The sequence below is a fragment of the Photobacterium angustum genome (assembly GCF_002954615.1).
Classification (GTDB): Bacteria; Pseudomonadota; Gammaproteobacteria; order Enterobacterales; family Vibrionaceae; genus Photobacterium; species Photobacterium angustum_A.
The window spans coordinates 756,153-779,140 of record NZ_MSCJ01000003.1 but is presented as its reverse complement, the minus strand read 5'-3'; the positions used below and the strand labels follow the sequence as shown (position 1 = coordinate 779,140).

At 36.9% G+C, this 22,988-nt stretch carries 21 protein-coding genes; 10 read left to right on the top strand and 11 right to left on the bottom strand.

The window, feature by feature from the left end:
- Together BTO08_RS18220 and hppD are read right to left on the bottom strand one after the other, a co-directional pair.
- Positions 1-462 carry an ATP-dependent zinc protease family protein gene (locus BTO08_RS18220; RefSeq protein WP_105062018.1) on the bottom strand — a complete coding sequence of 154 codons (462 nt, stop codon included), beginning with the start codon at positions 460-462 and terminating at the stop codon, positions 1-3.
- Between the two features lie 163 nt (positions 463-625).
- Positions 626-1,696: a 4-hydroxyphenylpyruvate dioxygenase gene (gene hppD, locus BTO08_RS18215; RefSeq protein WP_105062017.1), complete on the bottom strand. Its 1,071-nt coding sequence runs from the start codon at positions 1,694-1,696 to the stop codon at positions 626-628.
- A 223-nt stretch (positions 1,697-1,919) separates the two neighbouring features.
- On the opposite strand from hppD, the gene BTO08_RS18210 reads away from it, so the two are divergent.
- Positions 1,920-2,846 (top strand): CHAD domain-containing protein, encoded by a 927-nt coding sequence (locus BTO08_RS18210; RefSeq protein WP_105062016.1) that lies wholly within the window; start codon positions 1,920-1,922, stop codon positions 2,844-2,846.
- Between the two features lie 3 nt (positions 2,847-2,849).
- Here the strand turns inward: BTO08_RS18210 and BTO08_RS18205 are convergent, their stop codons facing one another.
- The gene (locus tag BTO08_RS18205) at positions 2,850-3,329 is read right to left on the bottom strand and encodes a glutathione peroxidase (protein ID WP_105062015.1); all 480 of its coding nucleotides are present in this window, start codon (positions 3,327-3,329) and stop codon (positions 2,850-2,852) included.
- 75 nt (positions 3,330-3,404) lie between these two features.
- Here BTO08_RS18205 and BTO08_RS18200 point away from each other — a divergent pair, with 75 nt between their 5' ends.
- The 3 genes from BTO08_RS18200 to BTO08_RS18190 all read left to right on the top strand — a co-directional run bounded on the left by BTO08_RS18200 (position 3,405) and on the right by BTO08_RS18190 (position 6,796).
- A complete protein-coding gene (locus BTO08_RS18200; RefSeq protein ID WP_105062014.1) occupies positions 3,405-3,956 on the top strand; it encodes a hypothetical protein in 552 nt (183 codons plus the stop codon).
- A gap of 200 nt (positions 3,957-4,156) precedes the next feature.
- A complete protein-coding gene (locus BTO08_RS18195; protein WP_105062013.1) occupies positions 4,157-6,259 on the top strand; it encodes a protein-disulfide reductase DsbD family protein in 2,103 nt (700 codons plus the stop codon).
- Positions 6,260-6,271: 12 nt separating this feature from the next.
- On the top strand, positions 6,272-6,796 hold the full coding sequence (locus BTO08_RS18190; RefSeq protein WP_105062012.1) for a protein disulfide oxidoreductase: 525 nt from the start codon (positions 6,272-6,274) through the stop codon (positions 6,794-6,796).
- Positions 6,797-6,841: 45 nt separating this feature from the next.
- On the opposite strand, the gene BTO08_RS18185 is transcribed toward BTO08_RS18190, so the two are convergent.
- A complete protein-coding gene (locus BTO08_RS18185) occupies positions 6,842-7,351 on the bottom strand; it encodes an NlpC/P60 family protein (RefSeq protein WP_105062011.1) in 510 nt (169 codons plus the stop codon).
- A gap of 229 nt (positions 7,352-7,580) precedes the next feature.
- On the opposite strand from BTO08_RS18185, the gene BTO08_RS18180 reads away from it, so the two are divergent.
- Positions 7,581-8,057, top strand: coding sequence for a GNAT family N-acetyltransferase (locus BTO08_RS18180; protein ID WP_105062010.1), 477 nt, complete (start codon positions 7,581-7,583; stop codon positions 8,055-8,057).
- A 376-nt stretch (positions 8,058-8,433) separates the two neighbouring features.
- Complete coding sequence (locus BTO08_RS18175; RefSeq protein ID WP_105062009.1) at positions 8,434-9,198, top strand: 1-acylglycerol-3-phosphate O-acyltransferase; 765 nt, start codon at positions 8,434-8,436, stop codon at positions 9,196-9,198.
- A gap of 55 nt (positions 9,199-9,253) precedes the next feature.
- Here BTO08_RS18175 and BTO08_RS18170 read toward each other — a convergent pair whose 3' ends face one another.
- Positions 9,254-9,607, bottom strand: coding sequence for a DUF2750 domain-containing protein (locus tag BTO08_RS18170; protein WP_105062008.1), 354 nt, complete (start codon positions 9,605-9,607; stop codon positions 9,254-9,256).
- 274 nt (positions 9,608-9,881) lie between these two features.
- On the opposite strand from BTO08_RS18170, the gene rarD reads away from it, so the two are divergent.
- Together rarD and BTO08_RS18160 are read left to right on the top strand one after the other, a co-directional pair.
- Entirely contained in the window at positions 9,882-10,787 is a 906-nt protein-coding gene (gene rarD / locus BTO08_RS18165) for an EamA family transporter RarD (protein ID WP_105062007.1), read from the top strand.
- A gap of 82 nt (positions 10,788-10,869) precedes the next feature.
- On the top strand, positions 10,870-11,238 hold the full coding sequence (locus BTO08_RS18160; RefSeq protein WP_105062006.1) for a nucleotide pyrophosphohydrolase: 369 nt from the start codon (positions 10,870-10,872) through the stop codon (positions 11,236-11,238).
- A 62-nt stretch (positions 11,239-11,300) separates the two neighbouring features.
- Here the strand turns inward: BTO08_RS18160 and BTO08_RS18155 are convergent, their stop codons facing one another.
- From BTO08_RS18155 to nrdD, 4 genes are all read right to left on the bottom strand, one after another.
- Positions 11,301-11,564, bottom strand: a complete 264-nt coding sequence (locus BTO08_RS18155) for a DUF2960 family protein (RefSeq protein ID WP_045084205.1) — start codon at positions 11,562-11,564, stop codon at positions 11,301-11,303.
- Between the two features lie 105 nt (positions 11,565-11,669).
- Positions 11,670-13,757, bottom strand: a complete 2,088-nt coding sequence (locus BTO08_RS18150; protein WP_105062005.1) for an EAL domain-containing protein — start codon at positions 13,755-13,757, stop codon at positions 11,670-11,672.
- Positions 13,758-14,288: 531 nt separating this feature from the next.
- The gene (nrdG, locus tag BTO08_RS18145) at positions 14,289-14,765 is read right to left on the bottom strand and encodes an anaerobic ribonucleoside-triphosphate reductase-activating protein (protein WP_105062004.1); all 477 of its coding nucleotides are present in this window, start codon (positions 14,763-14,765) and stop codon (positions 14,289-14,291) included.
- Positions 14,766-14,870: 105 nt separating this feature from the next.
- Entirely contained in the window at positions 14,871-16,997 is a 2,127-nt protein-coding gene (gene nrdD, locus BTO08_RS18140; RefSeq protein ID WP_105062003.1) for an anaerobic ribonucleoside-triphosphate reductase, read from the bottom strand.
- 328 nt (positions 16,998-17,325) lie between these two features.
- Here nrdD and BTO08_RS18135 point away from each other — a divergent pair, with 328 nt between their 5' ends.
- Together BTO08_RS18135 and BTO08_RS18130 are read left to right on the top strand one after the other, a co-directional pair.
- A complete protein-coding gene (locus BTO08_RS18135) occupies positions 17,326-18,432 on the top strand; it encodes a GGDEF domain-containing protein (RefSeq protein ID WP_105062002.1) in 1,107 nt (368 codons plus the stop codon).
- Between the two features lie 254 nt (positions 18,433-18,686).
- Positions 18,687-19,553: an endonuclease/exonuclease/phosphatase family protein gene (locus BTO08_RS18130; protein WP_105062001.1), complete on the top strand. Its 867-nt coding sequence runs from the start codon at positions 18,687-18,689 to the stop codon at positions 19,551-19,553.
- A 93-nt stretch (positions 19,554-19,646) separates the two neighbouring features.
- Here BTO08_RS18130 and BTO08_RS18125 read toward each other — a convergent pair whose 3' ends face one another.
- The gene (locus BTO08_RS18125; RefSeq protein ID WP_105062000.1) at positions 19,647-20,996 is read right to left on the bottom strand and encodes a sigma-54-dependent transcriptional regulator; all 1,350 of its coding nucleotides are present in this window, start codon (positions 20,994-20,996) and stop codon (positions 19,647-19,649) included.
- Between the two features lie 299 nt (positions 20,997-21,295).
- Complete coding sequence (locus BTO08_RS18120; protein ID WP_242446297.1) at positions 21,296-22,834, bottom strand: phospholipase D family protein; 1,539 nt, start codon at positions 22,832-22,834, stop codon at positions 21,296-21,298.
- Positions 22,835-22,988: the final 154 nt, after the last annotated feature.

The following is a 22,988-nucleotide window of genomic DNA, read 5'->3' as shown; positions in this document are numbered from 1 at the left end:
CTAGCCTTGAGTTTTAATAAGATAAGATGCTTCTGGGTCAACAATAATACGCTCATGCATTGCCGTACGGCCTAATAGCATACGGAAAGCCATATTATCACGACTGGTTAGCGAAATTTCAATCGGCCACTGTTGACCATTAAAATCAATTGTTGAAACGATAAAGTAGCGCAGTTGCTCATCACCGCCAGAGTTTCTTACAACTCGCTTATCAGCCACTTTTGCTTCACAAATTTGTTCAACGTCGGTGTTGTTATGGATTGGGTGAATCCAAAACTTAACCCACTCTTCACCGTCACGGGTAAATTCTTCAATTTTAAAAGTATGCAGGCACGAACTACGTGCACCAGTATCAATTTTTACATGAATATTATTGATACCCAGATCAGGTAATGCAGCGACTTCACGCCACCCAACAAGAAACTTATTATTTTTATTCACTATTGTATCTTTATTAATCATATTAGATGTCCGATATACCGTAGTAGCAATAAATCCAATACCTTGAAGTGATACTACTACAGTATAGAGAACATTAACCATACCCTCTGGTATAAATTTTACATTGAGGAAATGTACAATTTATAGCTACCAGCTGGGAAACAAATTGCTTATTTTCATTAAACTAAGATTTTGCGCTCAGGACACCTCGACGTATTTGGTCAAGTTCAATTGATTCGAATAATGCCTGAAAATTACCCTCTCCGAATCCCTGATTTCCTTTACGTTGTATAATCTCAAAAAATACGGGGCCAATCACAGTTCCCGTGAAAATTTGCAACAAAATACCATGTTCATCGCTATCGATCAGTATTTTGTCATGCTGTAACGATGCAATATTTTCATCGTGACAATTAATTCTTTTATTGATCAATTCGTAATAAGTATCCGGTGTATCCATAAAGACAACACCTGATTGACGAAGTTTTTCTACTGATGAAAGAATGTCATTAGTACTTAAAGCGATATGCTGAATACCTTCTCCATTATATTGTTTTAAGTATTCTGCGATTTGAGAATGTTCATCACTTGATTCATTGATTGGAATGCGAATTTTGCCACAAGGTGATGTCATTGCGCGAGATTTTAAACCCGTTAATTTTCCTTTGATATCAAAGTATTTAATCTGTTTAAAATTTGCGATTTTTTCATAAAAATTAGACCACTTATCCATGTGCCCAATAGCAACATTATGAGTAAGATGATCAATCGTTAATAACCCTGTATCTATATCAGCTAAACGCTTTTGTGCATCTGGGTAATATTCAAAATCCACCTCATAAATATCATGTTCGCCATAACGATCGACAAAATATAATAATGCGCCACCAATACCTTCAATAGCGGGAATGTTGAGCTCCATAAGTCCAACATTATTTTCACATCTCTTTGCGCCATGCTTGAGAGCATAGTCTAACGCCTTGTTTACATCTTTCACCCGAAATGCCATCGCATTAACGCTTGAGCCATGCTGCAATGCAAACGTACTTGCTTGCGAAGCTAACTCGCCATTAACAATGAAGTTAATGTCCCCCTGACGATAAAGCCACACCCTCTTATGTTTATGTTTCGCTACTTCCGCAAACCCCATCTGCCTAAATAAATTTTTAAGCTTAGTGATCCCAACCTCTGTTGGAGCAGTGTATTCGACAAATTCAAAACCATCAGTGCCTAATGGATTACATACCTTTGACATACAGTGACTCCTATTAAACTTATTGATAACTCTTTAAGCTTTAGCAGCACTTTAAAATAACGGGCAGTTTTCTCTTTCTTCGTTGTTGATTTAATTTATTCACTCTTGTAACGCACTGTTTCCATAAGATTTACATATGCAAATAAACCTTATGTTTCAGCCATAAGCATCCATTTGTTCTATATTTAGAGTTTAAAGTGAATTTTATTAGTTAGGCACAATTATGCATAAACGAGACACTTTTCAGCTTCCCCGAAAAACGTCAGATGTTTATCCTATTCATTCTACTTTGCCACTACCTAAAATTATTCGCTCTCACGTATTACAGAACTTTTCTTTTTGCGAAAACTATCAAAAAGGCATTATAAAAGATGATGATCCTGAATTTCTTCATCAATATCGCGTTACCATGCGTCGTATACGTGCCATCCTTAGCCTGCATCAGCCGATTTTTATTCCTGAACAACTAAAAGAAACTAACATTGCACTCAAACAATTAATGCAACCGACTAATTTACAACGCGATCTCGATGTTTATCTCATGCAAATGGAACATTACTTTAATTTAGTCGAACATAAACACCATCAAGGACTGGCACGTTTTTTTGACGATCTACAGCACCAACGCCAAAAAACATATAAGAAAAATAAACAATGGTTAAAAAGCGAGGAATATAAAGCGCAATATAAGCACATTAGAACACAGTTAAAACAGCTATCACCTCGTATGGAAGATCTATCTATGCCACCACAACAAATGATAAATACGCTATTACTGAACTTAAATAATCGTATTATCACTTCAATGAATGCTATTGACACACAAACGTCTGACGCGCAACTTCATCGTTTGAGAATCAAATGTAAAAAATTACGTTATGGTTTGGAGTACTACCACCCATTAACAGAGCAGTTTTCACTTAGTTTGAAGGCAAAAACATTGAAGCTTCTACAAGCTAAATTAGGTGACTTCAATGATAGCTCGGTACAAATTGACTTTCTTAATCACTATTTAGAGCAATATAAGAAAGCAGGGAGACGTGCGAAAGCAATTGGTTTATTACTTCAAAAAATACAACAAAAGCATTTAGAGAATAAGCAGCAATTGATTATTGAAGTTGTTCAATGTAGTCAAAATACTGCTCATTAGGCATTATGATAGTAGCTTGATAATATCATCTTCTATAGCAAACGGTTTTGTAGTGGGCGCATAGCGTTTCATTGGCTCACCCTCTCTTGAAATCAAAAACTTAGTGAAATTCCATTTTATATCGTTGCCTAACAACCCCGGTAATTGTTTAACGAGATAAGAAAATACCGGTTCAGCATCACGCCCTTTCACATCTACTTTGCTAAACATCGGAAATGTTACGCCGTAGTTTATTAAACATTCTTGCTTAATTTGGCTCTCTTCTCCTGGCTCTTGTCCACCAAACTGATTGCATGGAAACCCAAGTATCACTAACCCTTGATCACGATACTTTTCATATAATGCCTGCAGTGCTTCATATTGAGGCGTAAAACCGCACTTGCTGGCTGTATTTACAACGAGTAAAACTTTCCCTTTATAATCACTTAATGAAAGCACTTCCCCTGAAAGTGCTTTAACGTCGAAGTCATAAATTTTTGTCATTATCATTCCTATTTATTATTACTCGCTAATTGTCCATGTTATTCTGTAAACGTCCTTTTGTACGAAGTTAATAGCATGACAGATCTCAAACACTTATTTTTTTCTCTTGGCCTTGAACAACTTGATTTATCTGAAAAAGAAAAAAATATTATCAATGCCTTTATTGAGCAATCAACACCTCGATTTAATGATATTTGCCACCAGCGACAAGATAAAGAACCTTTAACTTTATTATTAGGCTATATGACGCAACAACACCACATTGCCTCGTCTCGCTGGATTGAACAACAGGCTGCCTATCATCAAATGCAATCAGTATTTGAATCAACCGTAGGAACTGAACACGCGAGTAAATTTCTTAATCAAGATGCAGATGAATATATTCTGATCACGCTATTATGGCTGTTTGTTCAAGGCGCTAACAAAATTGATTATAGTTATGCCAATGAACAAGCTGAAACCCTTTTAGCTCATATAAATGAAGAGACAAAAGAGTCTAATGACAGTAAAGAAGATGAGCAACTTCGACAACGGCTAATGCAAGCATTCTATCAAGGAAAAAAAACGACGCAGCAAAGCCTTTTCACAAAACTAAGGCGTATGTTCATGTTATCGCAACAACAATAGGAAAAGACAGCGTAACTTATCGCTATAATACGCGAACCAAAACGTAAAAATACTGTCACCTAATAATCTGAATATTTTGCTAACTCGATGAAATAGAATCGTTATTTTACCGTTCTATATTATCACCAAGACCATAGTATAAAATTTATACGCTCATGATCGTTGCAATGACATGTGCATTGTTAAAACGGAGTTCTAGATTGAAAAAATTATACCTCAATACTTATTTCATCTGTGCCATGCTCGGTACATTACTCAGTATCACTTTTTCCGCTCAAACCTTTGCAGCTACTGAGATTACAACTGGATGGGTAACAAACCCACAGCATCCTCCTGTACAAGTTAGGTTAGTGCTAACGGGTGAAAAAGACACGGCTAACCATACTGTTCAAGGACTTCTAGAAGTTAAACTTGATAAGGATTGGAAAACCTATTGGCGATCGCCAGGTGAAGGTGGCGTTGCACCATCTATAAACTGGGATATGTCTGGTAATGTTGAAAGTGTTGACTGGCAGTGGCCGATGCCAAAACGTTATGAGTTCTTAGGTGTTGAAACGCTTGGCTATAAACATGATGTTATTTTCCCACTTTCAATTCATGTGAAAGACATGAATAAACCTGTATTCCTTGCAGGTAAATTAACCATGTCTTCCTGTACCAGTATTTGTGTACTGACTGACTATGAATTAGCACTTGATTTTAATCCTGAAAAACTCAGCTTATCGACCGATGCAATGTTTTTATACAACAAAGGTTATAGCCAAGTACCTAAATCGTCTCAAGCAGTAACATTAGATACTGTCTCTTATGACAAAGACAAAAAAGCAATTACAGTTGTTGCAACAAATAAGGCTGGTTGGGTGAAACCAGATGTGTTGATTGACGGACATAATAAAGCCGTTAAAGACACCTCATTCTTAGCGCCGAATGTTACGATTAAAGATCAAACACTGTATGCGGTATTACCCGTGACCAGTTGGTTCGGTACACCAAAGCTTGTTGGTGAACCACTTCAAATCACAATCGGTGATAATAATCTCGCCGTTGAGATCCCTGCAACAGCAACAGACACTCCTGTGATTGTACCGAGCTCTAATAGTAACTTATTAGAAATAATTGGCATTGCGCTATTGGGCGGCTTAATTCTAAATATCATGCCATGCGTATTACCGGTATTAGGTATGAAGTTAAGCAGTGTAGTTTCAGCGAAGGGCTTAGAAAAACGCCAAATCCGTACGCAGTTTATCGCTTCTGCTGCCGGTATTATTACCTCATTTTGGCTACTGGCTGGCTTTTTAGCATTAATGAAATTATCAGGCCAAGCGCTTGGTTGGGGGATTCAATTCCAGAGCCCTTGGTTTATTGGTGCCATGATTGCGATCACCGCTCTGTTTGGCGCGAATATGTTAGGCTTATTTGAAATTCGCTTATCAAGTAACACCAATACTTGGATGGCAACCAAAGGTGATAACTCACACCTTGGTCACTTTATTCAAGGTATGTTTGCCACCTTACTTGCAACGCCGTGTAGTGCCCCATTCTTAGGCACAGCTGTCGCGTTCGCATTAGGTGCTAGTTATGTGACACTTTTTGCCATTTTCACCGCGTTAGCGATTGGTATGGCTGCACCATGGTTGCTCATTGCTCTCTTCCCACAATTGGCAAACGCATTACCTAAACCTGGTTTATGGATGGATCGGGTTAAAACGCTGTTTGGTTTGATGATGCTGGCAACCAGTGTTTGGCTATTAAGCTTAATGACCAGCTTCTTTAGTGCCACTGTTGTTTGGATTATTGGTCTACTCATTATGCTCGTTATCTTATGGCAATTAGGTCGTAAGAAAGGACGCAAAGCCGTTATCATCACAACTGCAGTTCTTTTACTGGGTGTTGCAGGTAGCCTTATCGTGGGTAGCTTAACCTCAAACCATTGGGCAAAACCACTAGCTGATGATCACCATTGGGAAACGCTAAACGTTGATAACATTTCAAAACAAGTCGCAGAAGGAAAAACAGTCTTTGTTGATGTTACGGCTGAATGGTGTATCACTTGTAAAGCCAATAAAGTCGGTGTGCTACTGCAAGAGCCAGTGTATTCGGCCTTATCTGCTGACAACATCGTGTTAATGCGCGGTGATTGGACGAAACCTTCGGACTACGTAACAGGCTTTCTACAATCACATGGACGTTTTGGTGTGCCATTTAATATTGTATATGGTCCCAATGCGCCTCAAGGTATCCCGTTGCCCGTGATTTTAACAAATGACGAAGTACTTAACGCAATTAAAAAAGCAAGTAAGTAAGGAATAAAATCAATGACAAGGACGTCTGCCAAAGGATGGCTTAAAAACATACTTATTACTGTTATATTAGTAACAGTAGTAAGTATTGCCGTTGATATCTGGCGAAATAAAGATCTAACCGTTTCCGTTGCTAACCATTCGGTAGAAAAAACAATTAACCAGCATGACGTTGATTGGCTAACCCTCAGTTATCAACAACCTGTTGTACTATATTTATGGGCTACATGGTGTCCAAGTTGCCGCTTTGTAAGCCCATCAATCAATTGGCTGCAACAATATCAAAGTGATCTGAATATAAAAGTATTTAGTGTGGCTATTCGCTCTGGAGATGATCGTTTATTGCGAGCATATATGAGCAGCAAAGAATATCGCTTTCCTGTCATTAATGACCAAAATGGTTCTATTAGCCAACAATTAGGGATAAGTGCTACACCTACCATTCTTATTGTTAAAAATGGCGAAGTCTTTAATTCTACGACAGGTGTGACTACTCCTGTTGGTTTATTCGCTAGAGTAATGGCGGCAACATATTTATAAATAAAAAGCCCAGCTAGAATAGCTGGGCTTTTTATCATCTAATTGTCATTGCGGTTTCGGCATACGTCTAATTTGCCAAAAATGTCGCTTCCAATAAGGATTATCTAAGCGTGAAATCATTACACCTTTTGATTGTGACGCGTGCATAAATTCTGAATTGCCTAAATATATTCCGACATGACGCGTGTTACGTCCCGTACGGAAAAAGACTAAATCCCCTTCTTTTGCACTGTTACGTGAAACTTTTCGTCCCTTTTTCACCAATTGTAATGTCGTTCTTGGCAACATCATTTGGTAAACACTGGAATAACCTACTTGCACAAATGCTGAGCAATCAATGCCTTTCTTTGTTGTTCCACCAAGACGATAAGGTGTTCCTTTCCATGAATGGTAAACGCCATCAAACATACCGGTATCTACAGAAGCGTTCTTTTTTAAACCTTCTTTCAACATATCATTGCTAAAAGCAATTTCTTTGCCTACTGATGTTGTTTCAGCAGTTTTATTGTTTGATGATTTATCATTTACAGAGTCAGTCGAAGAACACCCAATCATTGACACAAGTGCCAATGCAAATAATGCGTGTTTATTATATCTAAATCCGTTCTTCAAAATTTACCCTGTACTGCTCTTTTGATAATAATTTTATTGATTATGGCCTAAAATAGTACCAATAATAAGGACGAAGTGCACACTATCAGAATAAATTTGACATATTCCAAACAATAATAATTCTTATATCTTAAAGTTGGATACAAAACACTAAACGTATACGTTCAACAATATGACATCAATACAATTACGTAATTATAATCCACGCTATGAACAAGAGTTGTCTCATCTTTACTATGACGCAATTACAAAGCTTGCTCCTGCTTATTATCATCCACAACAAGTCAAAATATGGGCTGATTATCCACGAAAACATCCAAACGAATTTGCTGAATTATTAACACAAGGTACTGTGATAATGGCAATTAATAGTAAAGGGAAAGTGATAGGATTCGGCCAACTTCATCCGAAAAATTATATTGCTTTACTCTATACTCTGCCTGAATTTAATCGCTTGGGTGTCGCGAGTGCTATTTATAGTAAACTCGAACAGTTAGCATATATAAGCCATCAAACAACACTGAGTGTTACAGCCAGTAAACTCTCTCAGCCTTTGTTTCAAAAGCTAGGTTTTGAATTAATAGATACAGAAATTGCTGTCCGTGACGACATTACGTTCGAACGCTATAACATGGTCAAATTATTGTAAGGGAGGTAAAGGAGGTAAAAAAAAGCTTACGGTTAAGTAAGCTAAAAAATCTATACAACAGAAGAGATAATCATTACGTCTATAACGTATTGGCTATCTAGTTGTAATTCTTACTTTTATCCTATGTAAGATCCAGTCATTTACTTATCTATAAATACATATGCGATTATCTTCACGTCAGAATTGAAAATGTAATTGTTAATTTTATTAACAAGCAAAATAACATCCGACCAGATACACTATATTTTTATAAATCGTGATAGCGCGCTATAAAATGTTAACTATTTGTAAAGCCACACTACCACAATAATGACTATTTAGGTAATGTATAAAGATGTAGTCATGCGACATAACTTAAACAGCATAAGGAGTATATGTGCTGGCTTTTATTCGAATTATCATCGCAACCCTTTTTATTATAATTACAACCTTTTGTGCACTACTTTACTGCCTAATAAACCGACCACGTGCACCTAAACATGTCTATACCTTTTGTCGTTGGTTCAACCAATTACAAAAAATCACAGGTGTTCGTGTTGAACAACGTGGGCTCGGTAACAGCACTAATATTGCTAATGCCGTCTATATTTCCAACCACCAAAGTGTTTATGACTTTGTTACTACCCCTGGTATGTTGCAACCAAATACCGTGTCACTAGGGAAAAAAAGTTTATTATGGATCCCTTTCTTTGGACAACTTTACTGGATCACGGGCAATATACTGATTGATCGTGAGAATAAAGCCAAAGCGCGTAATACCATTCAGCAAGTTGCTGATGCTATCCACCAGCGAAATTTATCTGTCTGGGTTTACCCTGAAGGCACTCGAAGCAAAGGACGTGGATTGCTGCCTTTTAAGACAGGAGCTTTTAGAATGGCGATAGAAGCAGGTGTACCTATTATTCCTGTCGTGATTAGTACAACTCACAATAAGATTGATTTAAATAAACTAGATAACGGTACAGTAATAGCTGAAATGCTAGCCCCAATCAACACTCAAACATTTAAGTCTACTGACGCTAGACAGTTGGCAGAGCAATGCCATCAACTTATGGCAGAAAAGATCGCCCAGCTTGATAATGAATTAAAACAAGATTCTTATTTGGTGAGTGAAGAGACATCAAAAGAAAATAAAGCCTAAAATAATTACACCCAATGACTTTCATTGGGTGTAATTTGTATCAACGATGTAAAGCTTAGATGTAAAGCTTAGCAACATCGCTAGGCTCAACTTCCACACCTTCAAGATTTTCGTTCCAGTTCAAACCAACAAGAACACCGTCTTCAGCTAATGTGATCATCCAATCTTCTAAGAAAATATCTAGTGGCAATTCACTTGGTTGGAACTCATCCCACTCATCAGCACATTGCGCTTTCGCATCTTCTTCATTTGACCAGAATGGCATTACTTCCGAATCTTCAAACTCAGATGAAGCAACAGATAGCCAATCACCTTCTTCATTACGAAGGCTCCAAACAATACGTGTATTTTGTGTTTCTTCAACAAACATTAATTTGTTAGCTTGGATATCTGACGTTAATTTAGTCATCTATTTTCTCTCAGTTGTAAACCTAAATGGCAAGCAACCATAGCTTATATCACCACAGCACTCTAACCCATGAAGTTTAACAAAAAACAGAATAAACAGTGATTAAATATTGTTTATATTTTTATGCTATATAGAGATAAAATAATATTGACATATACCCATACAATGACAGAATGTCGCGATTATCGTCTAGGTTCATTCTGTTCCGCCCGATATAGCAAAATCTTGCTAACACATTACATCAAACATTTACACTTTACTGTTAGGTCAATCAATGCAATCTCGTCATGCTGGAAATGTTCTGGCGGCATTTTCTTTTGTACTTTGGGGAATCCTCCCTCTGTATTATCAGTTCTTGCCACAAGCCAATATTAATGAATTACTCGCACTAAGACTTATTTTTTCAGTCCCTGTAATGTTATTAGTCATGCTACTGCTTAAACGCCCTTTACCTAACGTTACTGAGCTATTAGCAGATAAAAAGTCATTCTTCATGTGCGGTATCGCTGGCTGTATTATGAGTGTGTCTTGGTATGCTTTTACCTGGGCGATTACCCACGGTGAAGTGCTTGCCGCTAGTCTTGGTTATTTTATTAATCCATTATTTGCTATTGCCTTAGGTATGTTTTTCTTAAGAGAAAAACTCACTAAAGCTCAAGTAATCGCTGTGGTTCTGGCTATCTTAGGCATTGCTTATCAAGTCTGGCAGTACGGTGAATTACCTTGGTTGTCTCTTCTTATGGGAAGCTTTTTTGCTATCTATGGATTAACCAAAAAGTATATAAAATATGATGCGTTAACCTCTGTGACTATTGAAGCCGCTATTCTTACTCCCTTTGCTGCAATTTATATGCTGTGGCTTTACTTCTCTGGGGATAGTGTGTCATTAACATCAGGTACTTCGACATTCCTATTATATGTAGGCTCTGCGCCAGTCACGGTAGCACCGTTAATCTTCTTCGCTTTAGCACTAAATCGCACTAGCTTAACAATGGTTGGGTTAATGCAATATATTGAGCCAACATTACAGTTCTTATTGGCGGTGTTCTTGTTTGGTGAGGTCTTTGATCATACTAAGGCGATCACTTTTAGCCTTATTTGGGCAGGTTTGATCTTTTGTACTCTTGAAGCATTGCCTAACTTATTCCATAAAAAACGTAAAGTTGCTTTGCCTAACTAGCAATTATCTTAAATGTAAACACCGTGCGTTGTACGGTGTTTTTGTTTATCCTTCAATTATTGCCCACTAAGAACGTTTTATCATGCTATCAAACCCATCTACAAAATCTGAGCTACACCAACTACAAAAACAACTCCGTCAATTTGCAATACAGCGCAATTGGGATCAGTTCCATACCCCTAAAAACTTAGTGATGGCCTTAAGTGGTGAAGTAGGTGAATTAACAGAAATTTTTCAATGGTTAACACCCGAGCAAAGCCAACACCTTTCAGTAGAAAAAAAGCGGCAATTAGAAGAAGAAATTGCGGATGTGATGATGTACCTAGTTCGACTAGCGGATAAGTGCGACGTGGATATTTTAGAGGCTTGTCAGAAAAAGATAATCAAAAATGCTGATAAATATCCAATTGAGAAATGTTATGGATCAGCGAAAAAATATAATGAGCTATAACAACAATCAGTAAAAACAAAAAAGCTGGCGATTATAGCCAGCTTTTTTCGTTTACTTGCCAACTATTTTTGGCCAACACCGCGATTTTCTTTTTTCGCTAAAGCGATTTTACCAAAGCCTAGCTTACGAAAATAACTATCACGATAGTCACGGGCAGCTTTACTTGAATTTGAAACTGCTTCAACTTGCAATTCCATTTTTAGAAATGACGTTAAGTCGATACCTTCTGCAGCAGCTACCGCTTCATGAATATTACGGTATTGATCAAATGAAAAAATAAGCTCTTTTTCTTCATTTTTGTAGGTATAGATAATAGTGCGTGACATAACGTCCCCAGTAGAGCATAAAAATGGATACGAAATTTACCGTATATCCTTTTAAGATGGAAGCTTAAACAACACGGTATTATTTAAAAATCCGTCACCACTAAACTATACCTCGGTAGTTGTTACCTTCTTGATTGTCAGATCATTATTTATATCGTTATTGGAAACAAAGTCTTGTAATAAGTCATTAGCAAAAATATCTTGTTGCGACATTGGTCGGTAGTAATAAAAACCTTGAATATAACGCACCCCCACAGATTGAACAAATTCAACTTCTTTTAGATGCTCTACCCCTTCAACAACAATCTCAGCATTGGTGATCTTACCGAGTTGTACAGCTAAGCTAAACAGATCTTTGCCTCGCTGTGTTTCCAAGTTAAGTACGAGTGTTCTATCTATTTTTACTTTATCAAAATCAAAGCGTGATAAATAAGCCAGTGATGAATAACCCGTACCAAAATCATCTAACGCAACTGCAATACCTAATTCATGTAATTGATCGATAACTTTCGCAACATCGGCTTCATTTTGAACCAATAATTCTTCAGTGATCTCAATTTCGATTTGAGAAAATGACAGCGAGCTCTCTTCAATATGTGTTTTAATCGTTTGGACAAAATTTTTCGATAACACAGTATCTGGTGAGATATTTATCGATAATCTAATGTTCTCATTCACTTTCGCAAATCGTTCGCCAGCACGTAATGCTTTGTCAAAAACCCAATAATCTAAATCAGGCATTAACCCTAATTGATTAAAGGCGGATAAAAACGTCGGCGGTAAAATTTTCCCATCATTATTTTGATAACGAATAAGTGTTTCAAAACTAATGATCTTGTTCGTATTCACATCAACCTGAGGTTGGAAATAGAGTAAAAACTCCCCTTCTGCTTGCAGCCGTTCGATCTCTTTTTGTGCTTTTAAATTTTGATGTAAAGACGGTATAAAACTTGTTAAACGTGTTTTAACTTCAATCTCATCACTGGTAAATAAGCGGTTGGAAAAGACATCAGAGACACCAATACCAAGATTTCGCTTATCCATCACTTTAAAGAATGGATAGTAGATCGCGACACCAATTAAAATAATAACAGCCTGTAATATTGCGCCAGAAATAGCACCTCCCGTTGCAACATAACCGCTTAGTAAAGGAGGCATTAGCCAACTTTGGATCTCACTTAATGGTGGCACAATTCCCCAATACATCGCCCCATAAGCCACCACAAAGCCAATTGCAGGTGCTACAAGAAAAGGAATAATCATGATTGGATTAAAAATAACAGGCACACCATAGAGCACAGGCTCATTGACGTTAAAAAGACACAAGATAAGGGACGCTTTTGCTAATACTTTATAACCTTCACTTTTTGCAAATAACAGCATACAAATTACTAAGCTCAATAAATTGCCGCTACCACCGATGCCCGTAAAGAAGTCATAAAAATTGGTGCTGATAATATTAAGATCTACACCAAAGTTATGCCATGCTGAAATATTTACCATGGTGATATCGTAAAGTTCGGCTTTATACATATGAAGTACATTATGGCCATTGATCCCAACGGACCAAAAAGCGCCGCGTAATAACTCATAAATAAGGCCATCAACAAAAGAGGTCGGATCAAGCGAAGGTAATAATGAAGATGGAATACTTACCGAATTAACAACAAAGTAAATGAGCTGACTAAATGTTATCAATGCACCAATGGAAACTATCGCTCCTAGTAGCATGTTTGCAGAGCTGTCGATGACAGAATCACGATCACTGCCTCTAAATATACGAAATTTCTTTAATCGAGAAATGAGTTCACACGTGATATATGCCGTTAATAAAGACAGCGGAAAGCTATTAGGTAATGGCATAATTTGCGATAAAAAGCCCCATTGGTAGGACACAACAAAATATACAGTTAATGCACTGGCTATTGAGACGCCTTTAGGGATACGTTTTACAGAAGAGAGGTACGTAACAAGATAAAAGTTGATCAGTATAGGGAACATCAAACCCGTTGATTCACCTACATACCTTATCGTGCCAGTTAATGAGTCATAGCCGTAATGTTCGCTGAATATCGCTATAAGTTCACAAAACGTCGAGATTAATGCCAGCGGTAAGGCCATGATAAAGACATTTGAAACAGCAACGAGATATTTATTCGACGAGAGCTCTGACATTACTCTGTAAACAGTCATAACTATTTTCTTATTTAATTATGATTAATACTATCAGCTCAATGCTGCTTGTATTTCACTATTCAATACCAACATTCGTGTTGATAACATCAACTCAATCATCACGAACAACGCTAACTTATTATTATTTTTCAGTAAATTATACTATCAATCCTATCAGCTTATCATAACTGAAAATTTATAAAATACTGTGCTACCTATCACTTCACACAAAACATGTAAGAGATTGTTGAAAAATTATGTTTCTTACACTCTTTAGAGTGGTATCTCAAAGAATAAGGGGAAAACAACAATATGCAACTGAGCTGGTAATAATTTAGATGTGAAATACGTTGACATGTTTTAAACGTATTCTCGCTAATAAGGCATGGGGAAAATCATGCACTGCCTTTTCCCATACTTATACACAGAAACAGTGGATAACTTTACTAACACTGTGAAAAAACACACTTTTCGTGTGCTTTTCATACAGTGGAATTTGTAAACAATCAGTGAATTACGACATTACGTCAAATTATTATGAAATTTTCGCTATACTTCTTTTTTATTTAAGTAGTGGATAACTTGATTCTCACTACCACGCCATACCAAAGAAGGATCTCGTTTTGCTTCTTCGTATTTGCCATCAACAAGCACGTCGATAAAATCAACAATTTCCTGTTGCTGCTCAGTTAACTCAGCGAACGTGTACCCCGTCCATAACCAAATATCTTTACCAATACATTCACTACGGACACGTTTTACCAACTTTAAAATAGCAGGCACATTCTTTGGGTGTAACGGATCGCCCCCAGATAAAGACAAACCACGGCGTTTAATTCTAGTATCGTTCAAATCATTAATGATCTGATCTTCCATCTCTTGGCTAAAGAAATGTCCTGCGTCTAATCGCCATGTACTCTGGTTATAACAACCTCGGCACTGATGAATACAACCTGAAACAAACAAACTTGCACGAGTGCCCGGCCCATTAACAATATCGACAGGGTAATAGTTGTGATAATTCATATTGGTCACCTACACTCTCTAGTTATTTATTAAATAATAATCTTAAAAAGAAAAAGTGCCCTCTCAGGCACTTTTATCTCATTACACTATGCACTCAAATAGAAGTTACATGTGTTTAACACGACGCTTCACTTCTTCTTGTTTACCGAAGTTAAACGGGCGTGCGTCAGGGCTACCTAAGTAACCACATACACGGCGTGTTACTGATACCTTTGATGGCTCGTGGTTACCACATTTAGGACATGTAAAACCTTTACTTGTACAGTCAAACTCACCAGTAAAGCCACATTCATAGCACTCATCAATGGGTGTATTTGTACCGTAATAAGGAACACGCGAGTAGCTGTAATCCCATACATCTTCTAATGCTTCAAGGTTATGTTGAATATTTGGGTATTCACCGTAACAGATGAAGCCACCATTCGCGATATCAGGGTAAGCCATCTCAAAGTCAATTTTATCGTATGGGTTTACTTTCTTTTCAACATCTAGGTGGAAGCTATTTGTGTAGTAGCCTTTGTCCGTCACACCAGCAACAACACCAAATTCTTTAGTATCAATTGCACAGAAACGGCTACATAAGTTTTCACTTGGCGTACTGTATAAGCTAAAGCCATAACCAGTTTCTTTCTTCCATGCATCTGTTGCATCGCGTAAACGCTGAACAATGGCAACCGCTTTTTGGCGTAGCTCTTCACTATCGTATACATGCGTGTCGTTGCCATAAAGTGCATTCACCGTTTCATGAATACCAATGTAGCCAAGCGAAATAGATGCACGACCATTTTTGAAGATTTCTGATATGTCATCATCTTCTTTTAAGCGTACACCACATGCTCCTTCCATATATAAAATTGGAGCAACGCGTGCTTTCACACCGTCAAGGCGAGAAATACGGGCATCAAGTGCGCGACGTGATAAAGCCAAACGCTCATCCAATAATGCAAAGAAACGCGCTTCATCACCTTTTGCTTCTAATGCAATACGAGGAAGGTTGATACTTACAACACCAAGGTTATTACGGCCTTCGTGGATCAACTCACCATTTTCTTCATAAGGACCAAGGAAGCTACGACAACCCATCGGCGTTTTGAATGAACCCGTTACTTCAACTAACTTGTCATAGTTCAAAATGTCTGGGTACATGCGCTTAGAAGCACACTCTAACGCCAATTGCTTAATATCGTAGTTCGCGTCATCTTGTTTATGGTTTAAGCCATCTTTAATAGCAAACACAAGCTTAGGGAATACTGCCGTCTTATGGTTTTTCCCCAAACCCGCAATACGGTTTTTCAAGATAGACTCTTGGATCATACGTGATTCCCAAGATGTACCTAAACCAAAACCGAACGTAACAAATGGTGTTTGACCATTTGCGGTATGTAATGTGTTTACTTCATACTCAAGTGATTGGAATGCGTCATAACATTCTTTTTCTGTGCGTGCATTAGCAAAAGCAATTGGGTCTTCAATGCCCCACTCTTTTGCTACTTCTAAATGCTTTTCATAACTAACAGTAACGTAAGGTGCTAATACCTCATCAATACGGTTGATGGTTGTTCCACCGTAGATGTGGCTTGCTACTTGCGCAATGATCTGAGCTGTAACTGCTGTTGCGGTAGAAATAGATTTAGGAGTATCAATCTCTGCGTTACCCATTTTAAAACCATGGGTCAACATGCCGTTTAAATCAATCAGCATACAGTTAAACATAGGGAAGAAAGGAGAATAATCCAGATCATGGAAGTGAATATCACCACACTCATGTGCTTTAACAATGTCACGCGGCAACAAATGTTGAGTCGCGTAGTGTTTAGCAACAATACCAGCCAGTAAATCACGCTGAGTTGGGATCACTTTACTGTCTTTGTTCGCGTTCTCATTAAGTAAAGACGCATTGCTTTGCTCAATCAAACCCCGAATTTCGTTATTTAGGCGACTTTTCTTTTCACGTGCAATATCGCGATCATGACGATATTCAATATAGGCACGGGCAACTGTTTTGTGAGGGCCAACCATCAACTGGTTCTCAACAGCGTCCTGGATAGCGTGAATATCTACTTCTTCAGCATGTTGGAATTGAGCTAATGTCGCTTCAGCAACAGACATTGCATCCACTTCACTCATATCCATGTCATTAATTGACTTAGCTGCACCCATTACCGCTTCTTTAATGCGTTGCATTTCGAAAGGTACACGGCAGCCATCACGCTTAATCACAACAAGTTTCACACCAGGCTCCTAAATATACAATATTCATTACAGTGTCACGTAAACACAAAATATAGGTATTCGGTATACACGTAACAACAAGATGTGGGTATTAGGCGAGATTTTCGGAAAACAAACATTGATCCAAATCAATTTGTTTTTAAGAGAGATTACGATCCGAGCGATGCGTTTGATACGTCACAAAATTCTTTAAAAAATCAAATTTACATATACAATTGTCAATAAAATTATTTGGTATTTAACTAAAAATAGTGAGAAAAAATTCTTGCTTTTCTGCTGAATGAAGTAGACTGCTTAACACTTTTTACAAGGCTGATTTGAATATTTAATGGATGGCTTAACACTTACACAGCGAATCAATAAAGTAACCTATAAAAACCTTCGTATTGGTTTTTTATGGTCATCTAAGATCTCTCTGATGATCTTAGCTTTAATGTTAGTCACATTATGGCTCAATCATTTCACTAATGACTCTGATGTATCATTCTTATTAACAGCACAGTTTACTTGGCAAATGATACTTTCTGGTTTTGGGTTGATTTATTTTAATCGCAGTGCTGAACCAACAAATTATCGCTTAATAAGTGCCTTTTATAGTTTCACCTATGGATTGAGTTGGGGAGCAACTATCTTAATCTTAGGGCTTTATGCACAATTCACTTTACTCTCTGAAGTATTAGCCAACCTGACGACTATGGTGGCATTACTTGGATTTTACACCTATCGAAATGCCTTATATTTAGCGGTAACACCAATACTTACTTTGAGCACTTGGATAACAGTCAAAGATGAGCACTTAACATTACTGTTCTCGTTTGAAAAGTTTATGATCACTCTCATCATTATTGAATCTGGGCGTCGCGTGCTATATCGCTGGTTCAGTAACCGTGTTCAACAAGAGCATGAGAATAAACGTTTACTAAAAGAATTAAATCAACTCGCTTCTCATGATCAATTAACTCAAATTAAAAATCGCCGTTTTTTCCAAATTGAACTTGAAAAGCAGATTAAAAATACCCGACGCTTACATATCCCATTGTCTTTGATATTAATTGATATTGATCACTTTAAAACATTTAACGACAGTCAAGGTCATATTGCGGGGGATGAGTGTTTAAAATTAGTCGCAAAAGTGATTGATGCAAGCTTGCTTCGAGGTATAGATAGTGTTTCTCGTTTCGGTGGAGAAGAATTTGTCGTTTTGCTACCAAATACCAACCTTGATGGTGCCATTTTAGTCGCACAACGTATTCAGGAAAACTTAGCTAAAGTAGCTATAGATCATCCCGCCTCTCAAACAAGTCATCTCGTGACAATCAGTCAAGGTATAACGACTTATGAAGAAAGCCAACGTTCAACGCAATTTATAGAAAAAGCAGACCACAATTTATACGATGCAAAAAAATCAGGACGAAATTGTTATATTGCTGCTTAGTAAAAAGTAATAACCTATACATTTTGTTTGAGATAACACACTGCATACGATATTAAGAATAGCTTTCAAGTGGTGTGATAACTCACTCCAGAAAACTATGTTTACCAATAATAGTGAAACTGAATTTTCATCATAAATATTATAATAAGGCTAAAAAGTTAACCTAAAATAAGGAGAACAAAATCCCGTATTTATTCTTTTTTGCGATTCAATTCATACTCGCTAATATTTGTCATGCAAACTCATTCACGTTAATGACGTGGAATTTTCAATGGCTAGCGGCTCATCCCAAAAACGACATACAACGAACAGCAAAAGACTACCAAGTATTAAAGCAAATCTTTCTTACTCACCAACCCGATATTCTCGCCTTTCAAGAAGTCGATAGTGCCTCAAGCCTTCATCGCATTGTTCCTAAAGACCGATATCAAATATACATATCATCAAGAATCAAAAACAAAGACGACGTTTTTAATGGGATCAACCAATTCACTGGTTTTGCCGTTAAAAAACACCTTACCGTTAAAGAACATCCAGATATAACCACATTGAGCTCTCCCGCTATAGCATTAGGAAACAAGCCGTATTACCAACAAAAGTTACGTTATGGTTCAGCAATTAAAATCAATCTTAAGCAGCATGATATTATCGTTGTGAATGTACACTTAAAATCAGGTTGCTTTACTCCTAAACAGCTAAAGAACAACCGTAAAAAATCCTGTCGCACACTGAATTTACAACGAACATTAATGCAACAATGGATAGAACAGCAAGAAGTGAAAAGGCAGCCTTTTATCTTAGTTGGCGATTTTAATCATCGTATATCTCTTAATACAACAAATAACACAACTTACTTTTTCTCCAGTAATAATCAGCAAAGCTCTTTAAAATGGCTTACTCATAATGTTAGAGGTAACTGTTTAACAAAAAAAAGAAAAAATAATAAAACTTATTATCGTCGTTATAAGGAATTAATTGACCACGGTTTTAGTAGTGATCATTTTAATGTCTCATCTATCCAGCAGGTACCTTATTCCTTCGAGCAAGTATCAACTTACCAATTGAGTGATCACTGTCCAGTTATCTTTCGCCTCAGTTTTACACCGTTTATTTCTTCATAACTTATTAAGTTGCAAACTACAGTCAAAGAAAAGCCCACTTACCGACACCCTACGAGAAAGTGTAAAATAAGTGGGCTATTGTTCATCAAATTTTTATTCTGTCGCGTAATTGGAGCCATTGTAGTAACGTACATCAGGCACAATATTATGTTTATTCAACAAGCGGTACATTGTTGCTCTGGAAACACCAAGATCTTTTGCAGCTGATGCTACTTGACCACGGTGAGTCTCTAATACAGCAACCAGTACATCTTTTTCTGCCTCATCTTTAATATTACGTAAACTTTGCTTCATATTAATTTTCTTAGGTAAGTCGAAGTGTTCAACACCTACTTCATTACCATCTGTTAATAATGAAACGCGTTTAATTTGATTTATTAGCTCTCGTACATTACCCGGCCAGTTATAACGTAGAAGTAACTGCTTTGCTTCTTCATTATACTGAGTTGCAATGGTGTTATATTCCCTTGAATACTTTTGTAAGAAGTATTCAGCTAAAGCAATAATATCAGCACCTCTTTCACGCAGCGTTGGTACTGAAATATGGAAAACATTAAGTCGGTAAAATAACTCTTTACTGAATGTTTCATTCGCAATTGCTTGTTCTAAATTAGCACTAGAGCAGGCAATAACACGAACATCACACTCTCTGGTATCTTCTAAAGAGTCGTTAGTCGGTTTTTGTAAATAAGCGAGAAGCTTCTGTTGCAAGTTTTTAGACAGTTCTTCAATACCATTAAGTAAAACCGTACCCGCTTTTATCGTGTTTTCAGATACATGTTCACCGTCTGAATTTAAAAAGGCTATTTGCTCATCATCATCCATAACTGATGCGCAATTGATCATAGTAAAACTATCATTTCTTCTCTTACTTAAATTATGGATAGAATTCGCAATAAGATCTTTTCCGGTTCCTTGCTCACCGCTAATAAAAATATTAACGTCTGTCATTGCAACACGCCGAACCATATCTCTCAAATGCTTAATTGATTTAGACTCACCAAATAAACCGACATCTTGCTGGGCATCTAATTCAGTCCAAGAGTTAGATTCAATTTCTAACATGCCTAATTGATGGCCGACAGTTTCCAATAGATGCGTCGATGGAATGGGAATTGAAAAATAATCAACACAATAATTATTTATAAATTGGCAAATAGCATCCATACCAAGCTGTTCTTTCTTAATTACAGCAATCCATTTTACTTGCTTGGTTTTATTTGCCCTTAAAGAAATGCTATTTAAACTAAAATCATTATTACTAAGATCGACAATACAAATACAAGGACTATATTCTTCCAAGATGGCATCAGCAGTACGAAGGTCATAACAACAATGTGTTTTCCATCCAGTTTGTTCTAATAACGCAATCCAAGGTTCATAAGTACAGCCAATAGCAACGAGTCTAGCTTTGAAAGTTTTCTTATCACACTGTGCTACCATTGAGGTCACCTTTTATAATATCGTTAATTTCCCTCTTTTTTATAATATAGGCAACAAATGAATAATATGCCTCGTATTAATACCGATAAATAAATAAAATATATACTATTTATTTTGCATACCAAAATGCAAATAATACATTATTTTATCTAATTCATTACCTTATTTATTAATTATAACTATTTTTTTGATGCTATATTTTTATCTAATTCTTTTTTTGACAATAAAATACAAGATATAAATATCTTTTAACTATCTAATTAGTTATGTTGTATTGTATAGCTATATCTACACTCTTATTATAATAAGAAATTAAACAGCCATGACGGTAACCACATAAATTTCATTTTCGTTGTATCTGGATCACCAGCCCCATAGACATTAACTGGATTATTTTGACTATCTATTGCCTGTTCATTCCCGACTATTTGGTATCCATTCTTTGCTCGTGAACGAATGCTCTCTTCAATTTCAGCGACAAGCTGATCGTTGCCACGACAAAAAAGTCCCATTTCAGTATTATAGTGGTTAGAACGGTTATCAATATTGTACGTTCCCACCATCACTTCATTTTGAGCATCACCATTGCGTTTATAAATTTGTGTTTTTGAATGCATCCCCCACCGCGCATTTTCCACCGCTTTACTCACTGTTGCAGTTTCATTTAGCCATTCGCCAGCATGAAGATAGATATGCATTCCCTTAGCTTGCCAATCATAAACATGACTATACAGTTGTGCGGCTACATAAGTGGCGTCGGTTGAGGATAAAGAATTGGTGTATAGCGTCATATCGATATTTTTATCGAGTAATATTTGCATTAAATGCTCTGATTTTCGATTATTCAGTAGATAAGGAGAGGCCAATATTAAACTGTTATCTACTGTCATCACTTTATCGAAAATTGTTTTACGTAAAAAACGATAATTATCACTATACGGATCTTTAAATCGCGTCCAGAAAGATCCTCCCGGTGCATCTGAAGTAAATGTCGTTTCAGGGCATAAATACGTCTTTTTCGCCATTAAAATCGGCCTTGCAATGGCTTCTATTCTCGCTCTTGTCGCCTCTTCAATTTCTGTGTGAGCAAGAAATGCCTGAACGGCTTCCTGCTTACGCTCGTATTTTTGTAATTCAATACGATTATTAGGTACTTCAGGAGACTGATAACGTTCACTGATATCATGTTCGAAAAACGCATTAAAAGAATCCTGCATCGCTTTAACAATCGATCCGGATACATGCAGGTCACGATCAAGAAAGTTATATTGTTCTGAAAGATCAAAATAATCATTTTCGATATTTCGCCCCCCAGTAATCGCTTCTTTACCATCAACCACTAATAATTTACGATGATTACGAAAGTTTATCGTAGAAATATAATACAGCGGTGCAGCATTATAATAGCGAACATCAATACCATGAGCTTTCAAACCATCGGCATAGTATTCATCAAACTCAAATACGGTGGCAGATTTATCAATTAATACCCGTACTTTTACTCCTCGTTTTGCTGCTGCCACTAATTCTTGCACGATTATTTTCCCACTCATATCCGGAGAAAAAATAAAGTACTCCACTTCAATCGTTTTATGGGCACGTTGGATCATATCAATACGGGTTTGTAATGCTGCAATACCGCTATTAAGTACTGTTATGTCATTGCGCCCTACACCACTATCCGGCTGATAAATATCAACTTGATGAAACGGATAAGGATTCGATAACGAAAGATCATGATAACTCTCAAAATCTTCATCCCAGTAAACCCAATTACACCCAGAGAGTAGTAATGGTAATGACACAGTGGTTGCAATAGAACGGCAAGTAAACAACACAGGCTCCTTGTGCTATATAGATAAATCACTTTATTATTTCATCTTGCATGACAACCTAATAAAACCCCATAAAATTGTAATATCAGTAGGATAAAACAAGATCTCTGTTCTATTTTGATTTATTCTTACAAACAATCGACATAACTACCAAGGT